The sequence below is a fragment of the Hyphomicrobium zavarzinii ATCC 27496 genome, assembly GCF_000383415.1.
Taxonomy (GTDB): Bacteria; Pseudomonadota; Alphaproteobacteria; order Rhizobiales; family Hyphomicrobiaceae; genus Hyphomicrobium_C; species Hyphomicrobium_C zavarzinii.
On record NZ_KB911258.1, the window covers coordinates 87642 to 106614 of the forward strand.

Genomic DNA, 18973 nt, shown 5'->3' on the forward strand with positions numbered 1-18973 from the left:
AATGGTGTGTGCGCACCGGAGGTTCGTGTCACCAGTCCCGCTGCGTGTGGCTGGCGGGATGTGTCTCAGTCCTGAGACAGAAAGGCCCCTCCCCGTGGGCCGGAGCGATCCCGAGGGGGATGTCTGGGATCTCGGAGTATTCGGACAATCCCGCGCGGCGCATGCGGCGGTAAAGCGTGGCGCGGCCGATGCCGAGCTCCCGCGCGGCCGCGGAAACATTGCCTTTCGTGCGCGCCAGCGCGCGGCGGAGCTCCGCCTGCTCGGCGATGCGCAGGCTCGACGCCTGGCTACCGTCGCCGATCAGGTCTGCGGCGGGTCTTTCCAGCCAATCCGTGGTCAAGCCCAGGGCCTGGCGGGCCATGCGCGTTGCGCCCACCACCAGGTCGTAGCGGTCGACGGCCAGCAAAGCCGATGGGTATTGGCTTTGCGAGGGGATCATGAGGATGCGGCAGTTCGGAAATGCGGCGCGAAAAGCCGCGCATTCGATGCGATGCGCCGCGTCGGCAATGAGCGCGCTGACGAGAGGGGCCAGGCTCGCGATCACGTCATCGCGGCAGCAGGAGACGTCGAGCACAGCCGCCAGCCGCCCCGTATGGTCGAAAACGGGGCTGCTCATACAGCTCATTTCCGTGTTGCGCACGCGGAAGTGGTGATTGCGGAGAATGGCGACGGGACGCTGCTCGGCCAGACATGTTCCGATGCCGTTGGTTCCTTCCTTCGCCTCGCTCCAGATTGCTCCCGTCCAGAGACCCCAACCCGAGAAGATGTCATCGTCGGACGGCAGGCCGCGCCGATCGACGATCACCCCGTCGGTGTCGGTGAGGAGGACGCAGAAGCCCGATTGGCCGAGGGTTTCCAGCATCCGATCGATGACCGGGCCGGCGGCGCCTACCAGTATGCCGAGCCGCTCGCGAGCTTCGCGCAGCCCGGCTTCCTCGATCCTTTCCGGCGGAGAGGACGCTTCGGGATTGAGCTGATGGTAGAGCAGCGACCGGCGCCAGGACGCCGCCACGGCAGATTGGGTGGCACACGACGATAGCTCCACTGTCGCACGCACAACGTCCGCGTGTCGAATATGCGGGCCATTCCTCCCGGGCTTGTTCATTCTCAGTGCCCTGCTTCTGCAGATAGGTGCCCCTGCGACATTAGATCTCACCCTTTGGTAGGGTGCAAGCTTCAATGACGGCCCGGGCTTGCTTTTTTGGGGGCCGCCAGGTCGGGGAAGAGGCTTTGGGAAGGGCGGTCTGGTTCCACGTCGGAGGGGGCGAGGGACCCCGAGCGTGCGGATCTTGGAGCAGGGCGCGCCGGCCTACTGGGTTGGCAGCTTCGTATTCGTGATCGGTGTGGTCACGCCGTTCACGTGATAGCTGTGGCACAACAGGCAATCCTGACGCGCCATGCCACTGGTGTGGCAGCTCTGGCAGAGGTCCTTCTTCACCGCACCGAAGTTGGATGAGAAGGTGTGCGGATTGCCCTGCTCGTAGCTCTTGAGATAGGGGCGCTCCTTCTCGAGGTTGTGGCACGTGAGGCAGCCGCGTGACTCGACGCTGCCGAAATGCGGCTCATGGATGAAGGACGTGAAGCGTCCCTGCTTGCCCGCCGCCGACGCAGAAGAAAAATTGACGAGCCGTCCCTTGCCTTGGACGTCGTCGATGCTGTGGCACTTCGTGCAAGATCCCTGGGCGTCCTTGCCCGTGAGAGCATCGAAGACTGCCGTCGCCGGGCTCGCATTGCCCTTCGACGCGTGAGGCCCTGTCAGAACGAGCCACGAATAGACGAATTTGTCCTTGTGGCCCGTGGGGCGGTAGTAGATCGCGTAATCCTGTCGGTACCAGCCGCCATAGTCGGCCCAGCTCTCCGGATCGACATCGCTTGCGATGCTGATGACGGGCGCCGCGCCCTTTGGAGACGCCCCTGACCCGGAGGCCGGGCTTCCGGCTTCAGCGTCGGCACGTGCCTCGATGGCGGCCTCCTTGGATGCCGCGCGATCCGGCTTGGCGTCTCTGGCCTCGGCCTTTCCGTCTGCGCGTTCGGACTGCGCCGCTGCCACCGCGGGGCTCTTTGTGCCCGCTTTGATCGCGCGAAGCTCATCCTCCGTCGGGAACAGCAGATCGTCGGTTTGCTCGGTAGCTTTTCCTGGAGGCTCTTCGGCCGGAGGCTGTGCCTCCTTGGTGGCATCGGGCTTCGGCGCGGCGTCGGCGTTTCCGACGCCACCTTCCTTTAAGCTTGGTTTGTCTGCGCGATCCGGGTCGCCCGCGCGACGCACGTCATCGTTGCGATCTTCCTTTTCGGTCTTTCCGCTCGGCGGTTCGGCGTCGCCCGCCTGCTCCGCGTCCTTTCTGCGAGCCTCGATCGCGCGAGGTGTTCCGCTCGGCAAGAGCGAGCGCCCTTTGATGGGACCGCCGGTGTCCTCTCCGGATGCCCCATCGCTGCTGTCTTCCGGCCCGGCGTTCGTGGTGTAGGTCTTCACCTCCACGCCATGGGGCTTGGCTGGTTTACTCCCGGAATCCTGCTGGCTGGGATTCTTAGCGGCCGGGGCCGCATCCTCCGAGGCCCGCGCCTCGCGTTCGGAAGTTGCCCCGCCCGGGCTCGCGTCCTCGATCGTTGCGCTCCAGCCGCTTTGCTTCTGATCGCGCGCCTGCGGCCGGTTCGCCATCTCCGTCGCGAGGTTGGGAAGCCACTGCTGTTGCGCGCTGACGATCACATCGCGCGGAATGCTTGCGGTGAGGTCGGTGACGAGACCGGGGGAGAGCGTCGCACCGCCGCCGATGTCGAAGGTGCCGAGCACGTCCGAGGCTTTTCCCGAGATGAGAGCGTGGAACAGCCCCTTGATCTCCCACGCGAGCCTGGTCACGGCCCGGATCTGCTCATCGGTGGCGGCCGTCAGGTCCTGCAGGTTGAGGCTGTCCACCGCCTTGATCAACGCGCGGCCGTCCTCGTTCCGGCTGATCATCATTTTCATGAACGGCGTGAGATCGGCTTCGGACGCATCGGGCCATTCGCCGACCGAGGCTTTCTTCTTTTTGAGCGTCACGAGGTCGAGGCCGGGCACGCTGAGGAACGCGATGCCTTTTGGTCCGCTGGCCCGCTCCTTGCCGGCGATCTGGTCGAGATGACAGCCGGTGCAGGTTTGCTCGAAGGGCGCGACCGCCATCACGCGCTTGTCCTCCCGGCTGTTGTGGCAGGCCGAGCAGGTGTCGGGGATGCGCCGTCCCGGGGTCTTCTTCGCCACTTCCGGGAAATGCTTACCGAAATGTCCGGCATGATCGTAGACGATGCGTGAGCGCCTTTTGAACGGATAGGCTTCGAACTGCGGGTGGCGGCTGTCGAAGCTGTCGAACTTCACCACGTGGCAGGAGCGGCACTGCTCATTGGAGATCTTGGCGAGATCGAAAGTGGCGCCCCGATGCTCCTGATGACAGGTCGCGCAAAAGAGTCCCCGTTCGACCACGTCATGGGTGGGAAAGGCGGCGGCCTGCGCGCGCGCCGCGTGCGGCTGAGGGGTTTGCGCTGCGATTTTGGTCAGCCGTCTCGTGCTCTGCTCCAGCACGTCGGCCGAAGCTCCATGCGCATTGAAGGCCGTGTCCGGCATTTTGTGGCAGGTGAGGCACGCCTTGCTGTCGGCAAGCGGGTCGCCGGCGACGAGACCATGGACCCAGCTTAATTTGCTGTCGCCGTTCTTGGTGTGGCAGGCGCTGCATTTCTCGATGCCGCCGTGAGCGCTCGCAAGCGGCCCCGGCATGAAAAGCTGCGTCCCCTTGGAGAGCAGCAACGCCGCGCCCACGCAGACGACAGTCGCGAGCGCGAGCGCTTTGGCAATGCGATCGCGGGAAGCGCCGGGCGCCGCCTGTGCCTCTGACTTCAGCGGCCAAACCGAGCTGATCCAGTCGGGGCGCCACATCACCAGGCTCCCGATGAAAACGCGTACGCGACGAGGACGTGCAGCACCCCGAGAACCGTCAGCCCATAAGTGACGGGCACATGGAGGAACAGCCAGCCTTTGGTGAGCGAGAGATAGACACGGGCGAAATCCAGCCGGTCCTTCTCGACGACCAGACGCCTGATGGCACCCAGTTTCTCCTGGCCCTGCTGGCCTACATAGCGCGAGAGGGCGTCGATCTCGTCGGTCATCCGCCTGAGCGGACGCTGCGAGCCGACGAGATGGGCGAGCATGTTGCGCGGGCCCTGGAAGAAGGCGCTGAGATGGGTGGAGTAAAGATCCGCGATCCACGCATCATGCGGCAGTCCCGGCAAGGCGATTGCGGTCGCTGCCGGATCGGGTGTCGCGACGATGGCATAAACCTTCTGCGCGATCTCGGCGCGAAGGGCCGGGATGCGATCGTAGCTCACGCCCTCGTCGATATGGCCCTTCGCCTTCAACGACCAAGCGAGATAGGTGCCGAATATGCCGCTCAGCGTCACCAGCACGAAGCCCGCCCACAGCGCCCATTCGAAGCCGGTATCCGGCAGAGAAAAATCCGAATGCGAGATGAAGGCGGCGATTAGCAGATATCCGGCGAAGACATGGATCTTCCGCCAGCGCGTGGCGGATTTCGGCGAGAACGCGCCCCGTTTGATGGCGACGTGGAAGGAGATCTGCAGCCCCATCCCGCCCGCCAGAATCCAGCCGTCGAGATAGCGCGGATCGCGCAGCCCGTTGCCATAGATCCACACGAGCCAGAACAGCGCGCCCGAGAGGGCCGCGATCAAAGCCCCCTGAACGATCTGGCTTGCGGGATATTTCGCCGGGCGGCGCCCGATGGCGTCAGGTGTCACGGCAGCACCTCAGGACTTGCTCAAACGCGTGGCTCTGCTCCCAAAGGGATCAATTCGGCGGCTTTCTCGCTGTGCCCTTGTATTTGTCCGGCCCGGGGATGAGGCTATCGAGCCCCGTCATCGTGCTGCCGTCGTACTTCTCGGTAATGAGGACGAGTTGCTGCGAGACGCCGTCGGCTGCGGCGGTCAGGCGCCGCTCATTGTTCAGCCTCAGCCCGGCCGACTTGGAAAACTTGATGATCTCCGCGATCTCCGGCACGTCCGGCGCGGCCTGCGCTGCCGCGGTGAGTTGCTTGCGCGCGCGGTCGGCACGCTTGGCCATCTCGAAGGCGTAGAGCCATCTGACTTTCGCCCGGCCGATCCCGCGTAGCGCGGTCTCGAGCTCCACGCCGAGGCCAACGAGATAGAGCATCCGCCTGCGGGCCGCGCTGGCCGCCACGTTCTCTCTGCCCTTCGAATACCAGGTGTTGTGCCGGACCTCGCCCTGCGACCAGGACACCAGCTCGAAGTCGCTCCCGGACTTGTGCCCGCCTTTGTTGACGAGATCCTCTTGCGGCACCACGTGGCAGCCGTAGCAGTTCTTCGCCAGCAGGTAGAACGAGCGCGGCCGGATCATTCCCTTTGAATCGGAGAGCTTCCAGCGCTCCTTCTCCTCGGCCTTGCTTTCGAACAGAACGGTCTTTCCGCTGAACCCGCTGTGAACCTTGATCCAGTCCTGCCCGGCGCTGTGGCAGGATTCGCAGGAGATGCCTGCGATCGGCTCCTCCCTGTTGGTCTTCTGCTGCGTCGTGAAGTGGCAGCTCTTGCACAAGTTGTCCGACTTGATGCGCCGCACGCCCATTTTATCGGCAATCTCGTTGGCCTTCGTGTCGCGCGGCAACTCGCGGAATGTTTTGAAATGATGCGTGCCTTTCCAGGCTTCGGCTTCTTCCTTGTGGCATTCCGCGCAGGCATTAGGCCCGACTGTCTTCGCTGGGTCGGACGCAGTTGCGCCCGCCGCGGCGAAGCCGAGAAGCATCAGCAAGCCGCAGACGAGAAGAACGGAAGACCGGACAGGCGAGCCAGCGCCGAACCGGATCGACCGAAGGCTATGCGCTCTGAGGACGATAATGACTTCTCACCCTTGCGTCGGCCAAACTTGCAGCCTCCATCGGCAGCTCTCGCGGAGTGCGGAAGCGATTGAGAGCGAGCCACCCGAATGTGCGGCTCAGCCCGCTTTGCGCGGACGCGCCGTCTGCGGTCGGCAGGAAAGGATCCGCATGGCAGGTCACGCCGGCCGCAGCGGCGATGGCTTTGACGGAGCCCACCATCTCCGGCGCGCCGCAGGCGTAGATCACGTCGCTCCGCAGCAGGCGCGGCAGATAGTCCGTCGGCCGGCCTGGCTGAACCGCTGAGATCGGCGCCTCGAGCGTGCTGCACACAGGCACCACATGGACATTTGGGAAGCTCGCGAGCCGCACGAGAGCGGGAGCCATGTAGAGCGATCCCAGGGCGCGTCCTCCGGCGATGATCATCATCATGCGCGCTGGGTTCTCGCGAAGCGCGGCGACGGCAATCGACCAGATCGGCGCAAAGCCGGTGTTGGTTGCGACGAGCAGCAGCCGGCCATTCAGATTGGGCCGGAAGTGCGCCGAGCCGTAAGGTCCGGAAAGCGTCACCCGATGACCGGGCTTGATGCGCTTGCCGAGCGACGAGGTCACCAAGCCGTTGCTCATGCGCCGGACGTGAAACCAGATCGACGCGCCGCTTGCATCGCCGTGCAAGGGGTGGGTGATGCTGAATGGACGGCTCGGATATCCGTTGAAGCGCATCTGCACGTACTGTCCCGCGTGATAGGGAAGCGCGCGCTGGGTCCGTATGCCGACCTCGATCACCTCCGGCGAGAGGGGGCGCAACGAGCTCAGCACACCCTCGACCGTGCGAGCACCCGAAGGTTGCTTTTTCTCGATCACCACGTCGTCGACGATGCGGCACTGGCAGGCATGAACAATGCCAGCCTCGGAGCCCGCGCCACCGCTCACCTCGCCCGCGACCAGCCTGACGCAGCAAGTGCCGCAATGGCCAGCTCGGCAGTCGTGAGGCAGGTTGACGCCATTGCTGAGCGCCGCATCCAGGAGAAGCTCGCCGTGGTGCGCGAGGAAGCATTGTCCGTTGATCGTGATTTGGTGACGTCGCGTCATTGTGCAGCCCCGGCAGGATTGAGGAGCGCGCTCCGAGAAACGTGTCAGGCGCAATGATTATAGGGATTTGCCTAAAGACCCATCGTGGTCGGAGAATGACATTTTGTTGGCGATATACGTCTATTTGCGGAAATGAAGATTTCAAGAATAACAAATAAAAAGAAACAGCAACGGCTGTTCATGTGTCAATTGTGGCGAAATATCGGTGCCATATGAATAAGCAGATTCGCAATAACGAATTGAGCGGCGCTTTTATTCCATGCAGGATTTTGAGCGTCCGCGCGGGCGTTTGCGATGCCCAGAGTGAACCGTGTTTTTGATGCTCCGGCATGCGATAGGTTTTATCATGGATGAACAGTGTTGTGTTCGTTCGGGCTCAAAGACGAAGCGAACAAAAAGCTTCTTGGAGTCAGGCGATCGCGCGGCATCTGCTCAGCGAATTGTTTTGTATGTGTCCTTCCGTTTTGGATGCTCGGATTGAACGTTGCGCGACGGTGGGTGGATGATCGTCTCAGTTTTTGCATTTTTCGCGTAATTTCTATTTTATTCGCAGCCTTATCGCCGACAATTTTCACGTACTAATTTTGGATCAGAAATTCCATGCGGCGGTCGGGCGCCGTTTTCGCGCAAGCGAGTTGAATGGGATGCTGCCCTGAAATTTATCGAGATGGTAAGGCGATGAAAAGATTGCCCGATGCTTCGATTGTTTCGTGCGTTCTCGCGAGCGCGATGCTGCTGAGCCCAGCAGTCCTGGCCCCGGCGATCCTCGGCCATGCTATGGCCGGATCAGCCGGAGCCGGGCCGGTGAAGACCGCGGAGACGCAGCGTGGAGCACCGCTCGCGCGAAGCGACAAGGCAGAAGCCAACGCGGCCGATGTGCGCACGCCACCCCAGGCGGCCAGCAAGGGGGATCAGAAGAGTAAGCTCAAGGCGGAGGAGAAATCCGTCAAGAAGGCCGATCTTGATAAGGCGAAGCCCGAGGGGCACGACAGCCTCCTCAACGACGAGACGCTCTATCCCACCGCCGCGCAATGCGGTGAATGCCACAAGCAGATTTACGAGGAGTGGGCGTCGTCACAGCACGCCTACGCGTCGATCTCGCCGATGTTCCACAAGTTCGAGCAGAAGTTCCAGGACCTGACCCAGGGCACGGTCGGCACCTTCTGCGTGCGCTGCCATCAGCAGGTCGGCACCCAGCTTGGCGAGAACCGTGAAACCCCGCTCTGGGCGCGCAGCCAGATATCGCGGGAAGGCGTGAGCTGCATCACTTGCCACCGCGTGAAGGAGCAATACGGCAAGGTCAACGGGGAGCGCCGCGTCGAGCCGGGCAAGATCTACGAGCCGGTCTATGGCAGCGGTGAGAAGAGCGTCATCAAAGACGTGCTGGCAAACAAGGAGACCTTCGCCGTCAAGACCAGCCCGAAGGGGCGCGGCAACGACATTCACAAAGGCATGATCACCAACGATCAGATCACCAAGTCGGAGTTCTGCGTGAGCTGCCATCAGGTGGCGGTCAATCTCGGGATCAAGCTCGAGATCGTCTGGGACCAGTATCGCGACAGCCCGGCGCGCAAAGCCGGCGTCACCTGCCAAGATTGCCACATGGGCAAGGTGCCAGGAAAGCCCGAAGGCTATGCGACGGCGCCCTCCGCCATCGTCGGCGGCAAGGAGGTCAATCCGGGGCGCAAGCACGCCAACCATCGTTTCATCGGTCCGGGCTACTCCATCGCTCACCCCGGCGTCTTCCCGCACAACACTAAGGCGCAAGCGATCAGCATCAAGGATTGGCTGGAGTTCGACTGGCGTGCCGGATGGGGCACCTCGGAGTTCGAGGACAAGGTCGCCGACGGCAAGGTCAAGACCGCGTTCCCGAAGCGGTGGGCGGACGCGGCCGAGCGCGAGGACGCGCGCCAGATCATCGACGAGAATCTGAAGCGACTCGACGAGCGCGACGAGATCCGCCAGCAGGTGCTTGAAAACGGCAGCCACGTCGACGGCCCGAACATCGAGGGCACGCCAGCGGTCGGCAAGGATTTGGCGTTCTCCTACAAGATCAAGAACACCAACTCCGGCCATAACCTGCCGTCTGGATCGCTGGGTGCGCAGCCTCAGCTCTGGGTGAACGTCGCGCTCCTCGATCCCGATGGCCAGAACATCTGGGAGTCGGGCTATGTCGACAGCAACGGCGACATTGCCGACCTGCACAGCCTGGACGTCGCGGCAGGGCGCATCAAGACGGATCAGCAGTTGGTGCACTTCCAGACCAAGTTCCTGACCACCAACGTGAAGGGCACGGAGCGTGAGATGTACCTCCCGGTAAATTTCGACATCGATCCGCTGCCGCATCTGCGTCCGCCGGGTGTGCCGACCACCGTGCTCAACCATCCTCCGCTCGTGCGCATGGAGAACCGCTCGTTGCCGCCGTTGGCCGAGAAGGCGGCGCGCTACAAGGTGCCGGGCAACCTCATCACCAAGCCCGGCAAATACCGCCTGGCGTTCCGCATGCGCAGCCGCGCCGAGCCGATCTACTTCATGCGTTTCGTCGGCTCCACCAAGGAAATGGAGCAGAGCATGAACGAGCGCATCATGAACTTTCACGCCTACGCCGTGGAGTTCGACGTGAAGGGCTAGCCCCGAGGGCCGGGCGTTTCGAATTGGGTGAGTTCAAAGACGCGCGTATCCAGCCTTGCTCCGCTGGTTAGTGCCACGGCGTGGAGTTCCACATGATGTGTATTGCGTACCGTGCGAGCACAACGATTGCCGGTGTCGTCCTGTCGGTGGGCGCTTATCTCGCCATATCCGGTGCGACGGCCGGTGAAAGCGCAGGCGGCGCCCAAGCGCAGGGATGGTCGACCGAAGTGTTGCCGCGGACCTCCTGGGTCGATGCCGGAGAAGGCCGCGCCGCTCCCCAGCACCTGGGCGCTGCGCCAGAGGAGGAAACTGCGGAGAAGAAGACCTCCGACAAGGCCCCCGGCAAAGCCAAGACCAAGACCGCAGCAAAAACCAAGGCCAAGGAAGATTTGTTCCGCCCCGATCCGCAATACGAAGGCGGCTACAATCCGCAAGGACAGGTCGACATCTATGGCGCGAAGAGTGCCGTCGAGCCCCCGCGCCCGCCGGTGGAGATCGGGCGTCAGCAGTACACCTCCGGCATTTATGACGAGAGCAGCACGCTCTTTGGCGCGAAGAACCCGCTTCTTCCCGGCCTTGCGGTTTACGGCGATTGGCGCACGGCGGTCGCCTACAACAACAATAACGGCAAGGACATCGCGCAGATCGCGACGCGTCTGAACCTCGACGTGGACTTCAAGATCACCGGCACCGAGCGCATTCACGCGTTCTTCACGCCGCTTCAGAAGGCAAACAAGGAGTTCACGCGCTTCGAGTTCGGCGGCGCCGACGGAAACGGAAAGTTCAACGACGAGCTCGACCTCAATCCGCAGACGCTGTTCTTCGAGGGAGACTTCGGCTCGATCTACTCCGGCCTCTCCGGCACGGAAGCGAGTTTCGATCTGCCGTTCACCGTGGGTCTCTTCCCGCTGTTCCTGCAGAACGGCATCTGGGCCAACGACGCAATCCTCGGCGGCGCCGTGAGCCTCCCCGCAAAGAACTCGGCGGCGCTCGGCCTCTCCAACTTCGACGTGACCTTCTTCGCGGCCTTCGACAACGTCGACAACGCGGGCCTCATCGGAAACGCGAAGGGCGACAACCACCTCGCCAACCTCTATGGCGTGACCGCCTTCATCGACGCCTTCGACGGTTACGTCGAAACGGGCTACGGCCTGATCCAGGGGCGTGACGAGCAGGAGGATCTTCTCACGCACTTCTTCACGGCCGCCTATACGCACCGCTACTACAACACGGTTTCGAATTCGACCCGCGTGTTCGCGAACTTCGGTGATGCTCCCAACGGAGAGAGCGATGGCGTCGCCGTCATTTCGGAAAACAGCCTGGTCACGGGCCTGCCGAGCACGCTTCTGCCCTACGCAAACTTCTTTGTCGGCTTCGGCAATCCGCAGCCTCTGGTAGACGGCAACGGCGCCGGCATCCTGAAGAACGTCGGTATCAACTTCGAGACCGATGCCCTCACCGGATACCCGAAACTCGACGACACCGGCTCCAACGCCTTCGGTGGCGCGCTCGGCTTGCAGTATCTGTTCAACCTCGACCAGCAACTCGTCTTCGAGGTGGCAATGGTGGAGCCGTTCGATAACGACGGTGTCGGCGCCAAGGACACGCAGTATGGCTTCGGCGTTCGCTATCAGATCCCGATCGATCGGGCCTGGCTGTTCCGCGCCGACGCAACCTATCAGATCCTCGAAGGCGAGGATGAAGACAACTTCGGCATCCGCGCCGAGGTCAGGAGAAAGTTCTGACAGGGGGAGGCCAGGCCATGACGTACACGAGTTTGTTCGCGAGGGGCGTGATGGCGTGTCTGCTGCTTGCGTGTCTCCTCGGAACGCCGCCGGTGATCTCGCCCGCGTCGGCCGGTCAATCCGGCGCGAAGGCGCGGGAGAGCAGGAGCTACGTTCTTGAAAGCAGGAGATACGCTCACAGGCGCGCTCGTGCCCCGCGCATCTGGTTGCCCGTGGGGCCGGCATACATCTACTACGACTATCCCTACTACTACGCCCGCGGCCACTATCCGAAGCACATCGGCGGCTATGTCTACTACATCCCGAGATCCGGAGGCGGCTGCACCGAACGGAGCCGGAAGTGTGTCGCCAAGGCGGGCTATCACCGCGCCGCGTCGTGGCGCCAGAGGAGGGCTTGCGGATGTCGTTGACGCTCATCGGATGGCTTCTGATCGTCTCGTCCGTCGCCGTGTCGGCGCGGTTGATGGTCTCGCTGCTTACAAAAGGCTCGCGGAAAGAGCGGCTGGATCTCGCCTGGAGCGCGCTTCCGCAGGATATTCACGCGCGGCTCAAGCTGCGGAAGCTGAACACTGCGACCTCCGGAAGCCTCATCGCGGCGGCAGCGGCATTCCTTGCCGTGGCTGGCATCGGCACAGCCACATCCTACGTGGCGAAGGGGCCTGAGCCCTCTCCCGCGGAGGAGAGCGATGGCGCAATCCTCGCGCGCCTCGACGACTACACCCGCTCCATCGGGCCTGTGCCGACGGCCTCGGCAGACACCTCGGCGTCGACGTCGGACAAGATGCTTCCAGATGTGAGCACCATGATCGAGCGGCTCGCGGCTCGGCTCGAGGCCGCGCCGGGCGACCTCCAGGGCTGGCGCATGCTCGGCTGGTCCTACTTCAACACCGGGCGTTATGCCGAGGCGGCAGGCGCCTATGCGCGGGCGGTAGAGCTTGATGCGAGTTCGGAGGAGCTGAAGCGGGCGCTGGACCAGGCGAAAACGAAAGCGTCCGAAAGCAACGGAGCGGAGATGAGAGCGTCTTCGCAAACGGCGCCCGAAGGCACGGGCAGCGGCACACCGGACGCCGGGAAGGAGCACGCGCCCGAAGCAAGGCCGTCGGGCGAGCAGGGCGCCGCCATCCGGTCCATGGTCGATGGCCTGGCGGAGCGACTGGAAAGCGCTCCGCGCGACATCGAGGGCTGGACACGCTTGATGCGCTCTCGCGTCGTGCTGGGCGAGAGGGAGGCCGCCACGGCGGCGTTCCGCAAGGCGCTCGAAGTCTTCAAGGACGACGCGACCGCATCCGGCCAGATCATGGCCGCGGCGGCTGAGCTTGGCTTGAAGACCGAATGAGCGTGCGCGCTCCTGTCGAAAAGACGGAGGTGGATATGAATTTCGAAGACATGGTCAAGCGACGCCTAGAGGCCCTTCACCGGGAAGGCCGCTATCGCGTCTTTGCGGACTTGAAACGCCGCCGCGGGTGCTTTCCGGTTGCAGACTATTTCGCGACGGAAGGGCCGCGTGAGGTCACGGTTTGGTGCTCCAACGATTATCTCGGCATGGCCCAGCACCCGGCGGTGTTGGCGGCCATGCACGAGGCGATCGACGTTGCTGGAGCCGGCTCCGGCGGCACGCGCAATATCTCCGGTACGACACGCTATCACGTGGAGCTCGAGAGCGAGCTCGCCGACCTCCACGGCAAGGAAGCGGCCCTTCTTTTCACATCGGCCTACGTCGCCAACGACGCGACGCTCTCGACCCTCGTCGCGCTCGTCCCCGGTACAGTCGTCTTCTCCGATGAGAAAAATCATGCCTCAATGATCGAGGGCATCCGCCGCGGGCGGGGTGAGAAGCAGATATTCCGCCACAACGACGTGGCCGATCTCGAAGCGAAGCTCAAAAAATTTCCCAAGGGCACGCCGAAGATCATCGCTTTCGAGAGCGTCTACTCCATGGATGGGCATATCGCGCCACTCGCGGAGGTCTGCGATCTCGCCGAGAAATACGGGGCGATGACCTATCTGGACGAGGTGCACGCCGTCGGTCTCTATGGCCCGCGTGGCGGCGGCATTGCCGAGCGCGACGGCGTGATGCACCGCATCGACGTCATCAACGGCACACTGGCCAAGGGATTCGGCGTGATGGGCGGCTACATCGCAGGCTCTCGCACGCTCTGCGATGCCATCCGCTCATTCGCCCCCGGGTTCATCTTCACGACCTCGCTTCCGCCCGCGATCGCGGCAGGCGCGCTCGCCTCCATCCGCCATTTGAAGAGCAGCACGATTGAGCGGGCCCGCCATCAGGAGCGGGTGCGGACGCTGAAGAGCGCGCTTCACGCCAGGCGCCTGCCTGTCATGGACAACCCGAGCCACATCGTGCCCGTGGTGGTCGGCTGCCCCGTTCACTGCAAGGCCGTGACGGATGCGCTCCTCCACCGTCACGGGATCTATGTGCAGCCGATCAACTATCCCACGGTGCCGAAGGGTACCGAGCGTATGCGCCTCACGCCGTCACCCGTGCACACCGACGAGCAGATGGCGTGTCTCGTCCATGCGCTCGAACAGCTCTGGGCCGCTTGCCCCGTGCCGAACGGCACCTACGCCCGTCTGGCGGCGGAATAGGACCAGCGCCTCAAAGCCCCTCGGGAAGTTTCGACGCCATCATCTTGCGGCGATCGAACCGGCGGCCATCCGCGACAAAGGTGCCGTCGCCGACCGCGTGGATCATGCGCTTCTCCTTGTGCGTGGGATCGACGTAGGCTGCGACACCTTCCAGAACGACGATGTTGTGCTTGTCGACCAGGTCGACGACCTTGCACTCGATGTTGGCGAGGCACTCCTTGATCAAAGGCGCCTTGACCAGCTTGCCCGGTACGGCGGTCAGCTTGAACTTGGCGAACTTGTCGGTGTCCGTGCCGGAGCATGTCCCGATCCCGACGACCCGATCCAGCAGGTCCACAGCCGGAACGGCGATCACGCACTCCCGGGTTCGCTTCAACGCCGCGAAGGAATGGTTCCACGGACCGGTGGTGAGGGCGAATACCGGCGTGAAGTCCATCACCATGGTCCAGGAGATGGTCATCACATTGTTGGTGTCTCCGTCGCGGGTCGTCACGAGGACCACGGGGCCCGGCTCGATGAGGGTGAAAGCCCGGCTCAGCTTGAGCTGGCGCATGACGGATCTCCAGTCGGCCTGCTGCGGCCGCGGCGATGATATCAAAGCCAGCCCCACTTTGCCGAGCGTGACGCCTCGACACCATGCCTGCGGCCTTGGGATTTTTCCTGCGACAACGACGCGGCTATAGCTTTGAGCCCGCAAGCGTGGCTTGGTGCGTGATGTAAGGCTTGGAGAAGGGTGATGGAGACGCTCTACAGATCGCCATGGGCAGATCAGACGTGCGGAGAGCTCGCGTGGGGCGCCGCCGGGTGGGCGGTTGTCCTGGTGCCGCTGATCATGGCGGGTCTCTACGCAATCCTGCGTCTCTTCATGCGCAGGGACGTGAACCAGCTTCGCGTGCTCAACATCCTGTTCCTGGTGCTGTCGCCGGTCTTGCTGATCGCTGTGGTGTGGGTGTTCCTCACCACGCTGCACCAGCTCCAAAGCATCGAGGTATCGGACGGCCGTATGGTGGTGGACACGTGCACGGGCGCGAGTGCGGGGACGCGCGTGGTGGAAAAAACTGGCGTTGCCGGGATCGTGCACCGCGTTGGGCAGAGTGGAGGGAAGTCGCCCAAGCCGCTGGATGAGATCGTGGTCAGCGTGAAGGATGAAGCTCCCGTGATCATCCCGGCCTGGGATTTCGGCAGAATGAACTTCACGGTGCTCCAGCGCCTCGTGCCACGCGAGCAGCTCGCCGCGTGGGCCAACGCCATGCGGGCGCGAGGCGAGACGCCGCCTCCCGAGATCGCCTGCCTCGTGACGGGAAGCGAAACGGATTGCGCAGCTCGCTAGCGCGACTTCTCCCCCGCCGCGCCTTCACGCACGCCCGAAAGCGTCTCCATCGGGTTGATGGCCTCGGGATCGAGCTTGAGGTTGATGACGAACGGCCTGTCCGCGTGGAGTGCAGCGCGGAAGACACCCTCGAAATCCGCGCCACGCGTCACCGTTTCGCCGTGCGCGCCGTGGCTCCTGGCAAGCGCGGCAAAATCGGGATTGACGATGCTGGTGCCGTTGGGGCGCCCCGGATACGCGCGCTCCTGATGCATGCGGATGGTGCCATACATGCCGTTGTTGGCGATCAGGATCACCATCGGCAATCCATACTGGACCGCCGTGCCGAGCTCGTTGGAGGTCATTGCGAAGCAGCCGTCTCCGGCGAAGCAGACGACGGGTGCCTCCGGGTGCTCGAGCTTGGCCGCGATCGCTGCCGGAAGGCCGTAGCCCATTGTCCCCGACGTGGGCGCGAGCCCGCTGCGGAAGCGCTTGAACTCGAAATAGCGGTGCACCCATTGCGAGTAGTTGCCCGCACCGTTTGTGATGAGCCCGCTTTCCGGCAACACGCGCGAAACCGTGGTGACGACGTCCTCCATTCGCACCGCTCCCGGCGTGGCGCGTGGCGCGAGGCTCGCTTCGTAAGCGGCCCTGAGATCGGACCTGAACCGGCTCCAGCGCCGCTCGGGAGGCGTGCCGCCTGCGGGGCCGCGCAGATTGGGCGCGAAGCCGGGCAGCGTTTCCGCGAAGGCTTCCGACGTTGCGGCGATGACGAGCGAGGCATCGCGATAGCCGAGAATGGCGCTGGGCTCCGGATGCACCTGCACGAACGTCTGCCCCGGCCCGCCGAGCAGCGAATAGCCGCCGGTCGCGATGTCGCCCAGTTCCGCGCCGATCGCGATCACGAGGTCGGCCGCGCGCAGCCCGTCCTTGAGCTTCCGGTCGGTCGTGAAACCGAGATGCCCCACGTAGCAGGGATGGCGGTTGTCCACGTAGTCCTGGCAGCGGAACGAGGATGCGATAGGGAGGTCGAAGGCCGCCGCGAAAGTCCCGATCGCGCGGCCCACGTCCGCACTCCAGCCAGGCCCGCCGACGACCAGAAGCGGCCGTTCGGCTGCTTCGAGGCGCTGGGCGAGCTCGCTCATGTCACGGGAGGTGGGGGCGCCGCCAGCAAGCGACGTGGGCGGAACGAGCGGCGCCGTGCTGGGGGACGACAGCACGTTCTCCGGCAGCCCGATCACCACAGGTCCCGGACGGCCCGACTGCGCTACGCGGAAGGCGCGCCCCACATATTCGGAGATCCGGTCCGCCGAGCGTATCACCGCCGTCCACTTGGCGATACCCGCGAACAGAGCCTCGATGTCGATCTCCTGGAACGGAGCCCGTTCTTCGAGCGGCGTCGTCGGCAGTCCGACGAACAGGATCATCGGGGTCGCATCCTGTTGCGCGACGTAGACCCCCGCCACGGCGTTGACGACGCCGGGCCCGCGCGTCGCAAATGCGATCCCGGGCCGGCCGGTGAGCTTGCCGGTCGCTTCCGCCATAAGCGCCGCGCCGCCCTCGTGACGGCAGATGATGGTTTGCATCGCGGGCATATCGTAGAGGCCGTCCAGCGCCGCCAGGAAGCTCTCGCCCGGGACCTCGAAGATGCGGGAGACACCATGGGCCGCGAGCTGATCGATCAGGATCTTTCCACCGTGCGCCATGAAGTTCCGCGGTCCGTTTGTTCGAGGTTTACCTTCACACATAGGACACACGAGCCGCCGGGGCTACCTCTTGCGGCGGCGCAGCTCGGCGAGCGGGCCGCGCGTGGGCTCGTTAGGTAAATACCGACGGTAAACAGGCGCGCAAATTATCCACACTGCGCTGTGGCCAAAGCGACGCTAGCCGCCTCCCGCATCCAGCCGGTATTCTGCTCTGGAACAGGAGAGGTGATGGCGGGGTCGATGAGAACGCTTGCGCAAGCGCTCGCGAGGACGGGCGGTCTGCTCGCCGTGGCGATTGCGCTGGGCGCGGGTGCGGCTGTGCCGGCCGCCGCCAAGCCGGACACGGCCCAGGACGCGCCTTCATCCGCCGCGTCGCCGCCCGAGCCGACGAAGCCGCTGCCCGAACGCGCGCGCGCCGTGCTCGAAGCCCATTGTCCGGCCTGCCGCGATCCCGCGAAGGGCGAGGGAGCACCGCTCGACCTCGACGCGATCGCAGCTAACCCGCGTCTTGTGACGCCGAAGCGCCCCGATGCATCCCGCATCTATCAGCAACTCCTCGTACAACAGTCGCTGGCTTCGAGCCAGGCTAAGGAGCCCGTGCAACGGGAGGGCAACGGCAAGAAATCGGAGGCGGCAGGCACGGGCAAGGAGCCGGACGCAGAGACCGCCGCGCCGCCCGTTCCCGGTCCCGCTACGCCCGGCGAGATCGAGACTGTGCGCGATTGGATAGAAAGCCTGCCTGCGCGCGACGAAGGATGCCGCGACCGCGCGGTGATCGGAAAAGCCGACATGGAAGCGCAGATCGACCGCTGGATGAAAGCGGCGGGTGAGGCAAAAGCCGCCGATACGCGCTTCGTTGCGCTGGCCCATCTCTGGAACGCGTGTACCACGCCCGCGCGCATGAAGGAGTTCCGCGAGGCCGCCACAACGTTCCTCCAGGCGCTGGCTCGCCGCAACGGAGCCATGGATATCGAGACGGTTGGCGAGGAAAGCGCCATCCTGACCTTCCGGCTGAGCGAGTTCCACCGGCCGGCGGACGAGGAGGACGTTCTGATCGATCCTCCGCCCACGGTCGTGAGCGGGGATGCAATCCCGATCGATTGGTTCGCAGCCCAGTTTCTCGGCAACGCGCGCCCGGGTGGCGCGCTCGAAAGAATGGTGAAGAGTTTTGATGGCGCCGCGCTCAGCGCGGCAGAAGAGCTCGCCCGCTCGTGGAACGGCGACGTGGATCTCTTGCGCGCCGCCGCCGAGCGTGGCCTCCCTCCGGCCGATCTCGCGAACACGCTCTCCAAGATGGAAGGCGATCTTCTCCTTCCGGCCCGGCGCCTTCTGCATGGCGTACTGACGCGTGCGGCCTGGAATCGCCTCGCGGCCGCTCTCGACGGCCGGCGTCCGACAGACGAGGCGGCAACCGCACCGGCGGCGGACGAGATCGACGTCGTGCTCTGGACCGACAAGCCGGCCTACAGGCCGCGCGACCTCGTCACCCTCAACGCCTCGGTCAGCACGGCGTGTCATCTCACGCTCATCAACGTGGACAAGGCGGGCAAGGCGATCGTGCTGTTTCCCAACGAGCTGGAGCCGGAAAATCTGGTGGCGCCCTCCGTCACGATCCAGGTTCCCGGCCACGACGCGGGCTATCAGCTCCGCTTCGACGAAAGCGGCGAGGAGGAGATCGTCGCCATCTGTCAGCGCAAACGGCGCGATCCGTTGGGCATCGCCTACGACTACGAAAAGCAGCGGTTCGCCGTGCTGGGAGACTGGCGCACCTTCCTTCGCACCGCCCCCGAGCGTGAGCGGGAGGTTCGCGCCCGCGAGGCCGCGGAGAATGCGCGCCGCACGAGGCGCAGGGGCCGGTCGGCGCCCGTCGCGCCGCCCGAGGCGGCCGCCGTCGATCCGCAGGGCCCCGCCATCGAAGGCCGCGCGGCCATTTATGTGCCCATTGCGCCCGCCGGAATGGCCAACCGTTGAGCGCTTCGCTCCGCGCCGAATTTTCAACAGCCGAATCGGATAATCGCAAAG

Annotated in this window: 14 protein-coding genes; 7 read left to right on the forward strand and 7 right to left on the reverse strand. The window is 64.3% G+C overall.

What is annotated here, in order from left to right; genetic code table 11:
• Window positions 1-28: 28 nt before the first annotated feature.
• The 5 genes from F812_RS0111530 to F812_RS0111550 form a co-directional block, all read right to left on the reverse strand.
• The gene (locus F812_RS0111530; protein WP_020086136.1) at window positions 29-1012 is read right to left on the reverse strand and encodes a helix-turn-helix domain-containing protein; all 984 of its coding nucleotides are present in this window, start codon (window positions 1010-1012) and stop codon (window positions 29-31) included.
• A gap of 297 nt (window positions 1013-1309) precedes the next feature.
• Window positions 1310-3901 (reverse strand): hypothetical protein, encoded by a 2592-nt coding sequence (locus F812_RS0111535; RefSeq protein WP_026868063.1) that lies wholly within the window; start codon window positions 3899-3901, stop codon window positions 1310-1312.
• Entirely contained in the window at window positions 3901-4776 is an 876-nt protein-coding gene (locus F812_RS0111540) for a hypothetical protein (protein ID WP_020086137.1), read from the reverse strand. The genes F812_RS0111535 and F812_RS0111540 overlap by 1 nt, the downstream gene beginning before the upstream one ends.
• Window positions 4777-4825: 49 nt before the next feature.
• Window positions 4826-5794: a cytochrome c family protein gene (locus F812_RS0111545; RefSeq protein ID WP_020665376.1), complete on the reverse strand. Its 969-nt coding sequence runs from the start codon at window positions 5792-5794 to the stop codon at window positions 4826-4828.
• A gap of 70 nt (window positions 5795-5864) precedes the next feature.
• Window positions 5865-6956 (reverse strand): 2Fe-2S iron-sulfur cluster-binding protein, encoded by a 1092-nt coding sequence (locus F812_RS0111550; protein ID WP_020086138.1) that lies wholly within the window; start codon window positions 6954-6956, stop codon window positions 5865-5867.
• 678 nt (window positions 6957-7634) lie between these two features.
• Here F812_RS0111550 and F812_RS0111555 point away from each other — a divergent pair.
• The 5 genes from F812_RS0111555 to hemA all read left to right on the forward strand — a co-directional run bounded on the left by F812_RS0111555 (window position 7635) and on the right by hemA (window position 13936).
• Window positions 7635-9587, forward strand: coding sequence for a multiheme c-type cytochrome (locus F812_RS0111555; protein WP_020086139.1), 1953 nt, complete (start codon window positions 7635-7637; stop codon window positions 9585-9587).
• Window positions 9588-9679: 92 nt separating this feature from the next.
• The gene (locus F812_RS0111560; RefSeq protein ID WP_198011186.1) at window positions 9680-11332 is read left to right on the forward strand and encodes a hypothetical protein; all 1653 of its coding nucleotides are present in this window, start codon (window positions 9680-9682) and stop codon (window positions 11330-11332) included.
• A gap of 17 nt (window positions 11333-11349) precedes the next feature.
• A complete protein-coding gene (locus F812_RS0111565) occupies window positions 11350-11742 on the forward strand; it encodes a hypothetical protein (RefSeq protein ID WP_020086141.1) in 393 nt (130 codons plus the stop codon).
• Window positions 11733-12668: a tetratricopeptide repeat protein gene (locus F812_RS25480; RefSeq protein WP_020086142.1), complete on the forward strand. Its 936-nt coding sequence runs from the start codon at window positions 11733-11735 to the stop codon at window positions 12666-12668. The genes F812_RS0111565 and F812_RS25480 overlap by 10 nt, the downstream gene beginning before the upstream one ends.
• Window positions 12669-12703: 35 nt before the next feature.
• Entirely contained in the window at window positions 12704-13936 is a 1233-nt protein-coding gene (hemA, locus tag F812_RS23610; RefSeq protein WP_040498306.1) for a 5-aminolevulinate synthase, read from the forward strand.
• A gap of 10 nt (window positions 13937-13946) precedes the next feature.
• Here the strand turns inward: hemA and F812_RS0111580 are convergent, their stop codons facing one another.
• Window positions 13947-14489 carry a flavin reductase family protein gene (locus F812_RS0111580; protein ID WP_020086144.1) on the reverse strand — a complete coding sequence of 181 codons (543 nt, stop codon included), beginning with the start codon at window positions 14487-14489 and terminating at the stop codon, window positions 13947-13949.
• Window positions 14490-14672: 183 nt separating this feature from the next.
• Between F812_RS0111580 and F812_RS0111585 the strand changes: the two genes are divergently transcribed.
• Complete coding sequence (locus tag F812_RS0111585; RefSeq protein ID WP_020086145.1) at window positions 14673-15266, forward strand: hypothetical protein; 594 nt, start codon at window positions 14673-14675, stop codon at window positions 15264-15266.
• Here F812_RS0111585 and F812_RS0111590 read toward each other — a convergent pair.
• Entirely contained in the window at window positions 15263-16951 is a 1689-nt protein-coding gene (locus F812_RS0111590) for a thiamine pyrophosphate-dependent enzyme (protein ID WP_020086146.1), read from the reverse strand. The genes F812_RS0111585 and F812_RS0111590 overlap by 4 nt on opposite strands.
• Before the next feature lie 240 nt (window positions 16952-17191).
• On the opposite strand from F812_RS0111590, the gene F812_RS0111595 reads away from it, so the two are divergent.
• Window positions 17192-18922 carry a DUF4384 domain-containing protein gene (locus tag F812_RS0111595; protein WP_198011187.1) on the forward strand — a complete coding sequence of 577 codons (1731 nt, stop codon included), beginning with the start codon at window positions 17192-17194 and terminating at the stop codon, window positions 18920-18922.
• Window positions 18923-18973 lie beyond the last annotated feature (51 nt).

Coding starts and splice junctions, on each gene's coding strand:
- F812_RS0111535 (WP_026868063.1), bottom strand. CDS start 3,901: ATGTGGCGCCCCGACTGGATCAGCTCGGTTTGGCCGCTGAAGTCAGAG.
- F812_RS0111545 (WP_020665376.1), bottom strand. CDS start 5,794: ATGCTTCTCGGCTTCGCCGCGGCGGGCGCAACTGCGTCCGACCCAGCG.
- F812_RS0111550 (WP_020086138.1), bottom strand. CDS start 6,956: ATGACGCGACGTCACCAAATCACGATCAACGGACAATGCTTCCTCGCG.
- F812_RS0111555 (WP_020086139.1), top strand. CDS start 7,635: ATGAAAAGATTGCCCGATGCTTCGATTGTTTCGTGCGTTCTCGCGAGC.
- F812_RS0111560 (WP_198011186.1), top strand. CDS start 9,680: ATGATGTGTATTGCGTACCGTGCGAGCACAACGATTGCCGGTGTCGTC.
- F812_RS0111565 (WP_020086141.1), top strand. CDS start 11,350: ATGACGTACACGAGTTTGTTCGCGAGGGGCGTGATGGCGTGTCTGCTG.
- F812_RS25480 (WP_020086142.1), top strand. CDS start 11,733: ATGTCGTTGACGCTCATCGGATGGCTTCTGATCGTCTCGTCCGTCGCC.
- hemA (WP_040498306.1), top strand. CDS start 12,704: ATGAATTTCGAAGACATGGTCAAGCGACGCCTAGAGGCCCTTCACCGG.
- F812_RS0111580 (WP_020086144.1), bottom strand. CDS start 14,489: ATGCGCCAGCTCAAGCTGAGCCGGGCTTTCACCCTCATCGAGCCGGGC.
- F812_RS0111585 (WP_020086145.1), top strand. CDS start 14,673: ATGGAGACGCTCTACAGATCGCCATGGGCAGATCAGACGTGCGGAGAG.
- F812_RS0111590 (WP_020086146.1), bottom strand. CDS start 16,951: ATGGCGCACGGTGGAAAGATCCTGATCGATCAGCTCGCGGCCCATGGT.
- F812_RS0111595 (WP_198011187.1), top strand. CDS start 17,192: ATGAGAACGCTTGCGCAAGCGCTCGCGAGGACGGGCGGTCTGCTCGCC.